We start from the raw sequence: 3,351 nt of genomic DNA on the forward strand, positions 1-3,351 counted from the left end.
GTGCTCGGTTGCGTGTTCCAGGACTTTCGGCTGCTGCAGCAGAAGACCGTGTTCGAAAACGTCGCCTTCGCACTCGAGGTCATCGGCAAGCGCGCCGACGTGATCAACCGGGTGACGCCCGACGTGCTGGAGATGGTGGGGCTGTCGGGCAAGGCCAGCCGGCTGCCGCACGAGCTCTCCGGCGGGGAGCAGCAGCGGGTGGCCATTGCACGCGCGTTCGTCAACCGGCCGCTGGTCCTGATTGCCGACGAGCCCACCGGCAACCTCGACCCGGAGACCAGTAACGACATCATGGATTTGCTCGAGCGGATCAACCGCACCGGCACCACCGTGCTGATGGCCACCCACGACCACCACATCGTCGACTCGATGCGGCAGCGCGTAGTGGAACTGTCATTGGGCAGGCTGGTGCGCGACGAGCAGCGCGGCGTCTACGGGATGGACCGCTAAGTGCGCTTCGGCTTCCTGTTCAACGAGGTCGTCACCGGACTTCGTCGCAACATCACCATGACGGTCGCGATGATTTTGACCACCGCCATTTCGATCGGCCTGTTCGGCGGCGGACTGTTGGTTGTCCGGTTGGCCGAACACTCCCGCACCATCTACCTCGACCGGGTGGAAACCCAGGTCTTCCTGACCGACGACATCTCCGCCAACGACCCCACCTGCGGCGGCCCGGCATGCCGGGCGCTGCGGGAGCAGATCGAGGCACGCCGCGACGTCAAATCAGTGCGGTTCCTCAACCGTGACCAGGCGTACGACGACGCGATCCGCAAGTTCCCCCAGTTCAAGGACGTGGCGGGTAAGGAGTCGTTTCCGGCGTCGTTCATCGTCAAGCTGGAAAAACCGGAGCAGCACAAGGATTTCGACAACGCCATGCTCGGGCAGCCGGGCGTGCTCAATGTGCTTAACCAAAAAGACTTGATCGATCGGTTGTTCGCCGTGCTGGACGGTCTGTCCAACGCCGCGTTCGCAGTTGCGCTGGTGCAGGCGATCGGGGCGATCCTGTTGATCGCCAACATGGTTCAAGTGGCGGCCTATACGCGGCGCACCGAAATCGGCATCATGCGGTTGGTCGGCGCCAGCCGCTGGTATACCCAGCTGCCGTTTCTGGTGGAGGCGATTTTGGCGGCGAGCGCCGGTGTCGTCATCGCCGTCATCGGTCTGATCCTGGTGCGGGCCCTGTTTTTAGAGAATGCGCTCAACCAGTTCTACCAAGCGCACCTGATCGCCCAGGTCGACTACGCCGACATCCTCTACGTCTCCCCGATCCTGCTAGTCGTCGGCGTGGCAATGGCCGGGCTGGCAGCGTACGCGACGTTGCGCATCTACATACGGCGGTAATGGTGGCCAAAAAGCCCCTCGGGTCCAAGCCGACCAGACAGGTCGTGGCCACCAATCGCAAGGCCCGGCACAACTATTCGATACTGGAAGTGTTCGAGGCCGGGCTGGTGCTGCAGGGCACCGAGGTCAAAAGCCTGCGTGAGGGCAAGGCGTCGCTGGTCGAGGCCTACGCCACCGTCGACGACGGCGAGGTGTGGCTCCGCAACCTCCATATTCCGGAGTATCACCACGGGAACTGGACCAACCACGATCCCCGCCGAACCCGCAAACTGCTGTTGCATCGACGTCAAATCGACACCCTGATTGGCAAAATTCGGGATGGTAATCTCGCGCTGGTGCCGTTGTCACTGTACTTCTCCGATGGAAAAGCGAAGGTAGAACTCGCGCTGGCCCGCGGCAAGCGGGAATACGACAAGCGTCAGGATCTGGCCCGCCGCGACGCCCAGCGTGAAGTGCTTCGTGCGATGGGTCGGCGCGCCAGGGGCATGACCTGATCGGGGCGGCGGCGTACGCGCAGCTGTCCGCGGTCAGCTACGGTGTCAGCGATTTCGTCGGGGGTGTGGCCTCCCGGCGGGTGGCCGCGCTGCGCGTCATGGTGGTGTCCTACCCGATCGCGGCGGTGCTGCTGGGTGTGCTGGCGTTTAGCACCGGCGGGCCCGTCCACACGGGCGCCGTGCTGTGGGGTTCGCTATACGGGATCAGCCAGGCGGTTGGCGTGTGGTGGTTCTTCACCGCGCTGGGCGCCGGACCGATCTCCGTGGTTTCACCGCTGGCAGCGGTGCTGAACGCCGCCGTTCCCGTCGCCGCCGGCGTGGCGTTCGGGGAGCGGCCAGGTCAGCTGGCCTCCATTGGGGTCGCGGTCGCGATGGTTGCGGTGTTCCTGGTCGGCCGGGAGTCACCCGACGACGAGGATGTCCGCACTCACCGGTTCACCCGCAAGGTGGCGTGGCTCACCTTCGGCGCGGGGGTGGCGTTCGGGTTGGACTTCGTGCTGCTACATCAGGCGCCGGTGGAGTGCCGGCTGTGGCCGCTGTTTTTTGCGCGGGTGTCGGCAACTGTGCTGGTGTTCGTGGTGGCGTCGGCCACCGGGAATTTTCAGCTTCCCTCGAAGATGCCGCTGCGGCTGGCGGTGGCGGCAGCGTTGCTGGACACCTGTGCCAACGTCGCCATGCTCATGGCCCTGCATGCGTGGTTGCTCTCGCTGGCCAGCATGCTGATCTCGCTGTATCCGGCCGCCACCGTCGTGTTGGCGATGGTGGTGCTGCGTGAGCGGGTGACCCGCTGGCAAGGGCTCGGCATGGTGCTGGCGATGCTGGCAGTGGGGATGATCACCGCCAGCTGACGGCGTCTAGCATCGGTGCTCATGAGCAGCCCGCCGCGTCCGCTCACCCAACTCGACAAAACCGACGTGCTGTCGGGCCTGTTCGCGTCCTGGGACACGCTGGACCGGCTGCTGGCCGGGCTGCCGGAGGACCACTGGCAGACCCCGACGCCGCTGCCCGGCTGGAGCGTGCACGCGGTGATCTCGCACATCGTCGGCACCGAGTCGGCACTGCTGGGGATCGCCGCACCGGACGCCGATGTCGACGTGTCCGCACTCGAGCACGTGCGCAACGACTTCGGCGCCATGAACGAATGCTGGGTCCGTCACTTCAGTAGCGACTCCAGTGCCGACCTGTTACAGCGGTTCCGGGCTGTGACCGCAGATCGTCGCAAGCTATTGACCGAGATGTCCGACGAGGACTGGAATGCGCCGACGAACACCCCGGCCGGCCGGGACAGCTACGGGCGGTTCATGCGGGTGCGGGTCTTCGACTGCTGGATGCACGAGCACGACATCCGCGACGCACTGGGTCGGCCGGCCTCCGAGGGCGAACTGGACGGCCCGGCGGCGCGGCTGGCGCTCGACGAGATGGCGGCCAGCATGGGCTACGTGGTGAGTAAACTCGGGGGAGCGCCCGACGGGTCCCGGGTCGCGATCGAGCTGACCGGTCCGTTGGCGCGCAC

The 3,351-nt window shown here is 65.6% G+C and carries 5 protein-coding genes; all 5 read left to right on the forward strand.

Going from position 1 to position 3,351, the window contains the following annotated elements:
• A partial coding sequence (locus ACRDTL_RS13295; protein ID WP_431507172.1) for a cell division ATP-binding protein FtsE occupies positions 1–450 on the forward strand: 450 nt, incomplete at its 5' end.
• Entirely contained in the window at positions 451–1,344 is an 894-nt protein-coding gene (ftsX, locus tag ACRDTL_RS13300) for a permease-like cell division protein FtsX (protein WP_431507173.1), read from the forward strand.
• Complete coding sequence (smpB, locus tag ACRDTL_RS13305) at positions 1,344–1,838, forward strand: SsrA-binding protein SmpB (RefSeq protein WP_431507174.1); 495 nt, start codon at positions 1,344–1,346, stop codon at positions 1,836–1,838. The genes ftsX and smpB overlap by 1 nt, the downstream gene beginning before the upstream one ends.
• Before the next feature lie 23 nt (positions 1,839–1,861).
• Positions 1,862–2,686 (forward strand): EamA family transporter, encoded by an 825-nt coding sequence (locus ACRDTL_RS13310; RefSeq protein WP_431507176.1) that lies wholly within the window; start codon positions 1,862–1,864, stop codon positions 2,684–2,686.
• A 21-nt stretch (positions 2,687–2,707) separates the two neighbouring features.
• Positions 2,708–3,351 (forward strand): maleylpyruvate isomerase family mycothiol-dependent enzyme (locus tag ACRDTL_RS13315; protein ID WP_431507175.1); only part of this gene is annotated, 644 nt, incomplete at its 3' end.

It is taken from the genome of Mycobacterium sp. (genome assembly GCF_050700595.1).
Taxonomy (GTDB): Bacteria; Actinomycetota; Actinomycetes; order Mycobacteriales; family Mycobacteriaceae; genus Mycobacterium.

Bases quoted from the DNA above. Each gene is read 5' to 3' on its own strand.
- smpB (WP_431507174.1), top strand. From the start codon at position 1,344: ATGGTGGCCAAAAAGCCCCTCGGGTCCAAGCCGACCAGACAGGTCGTG.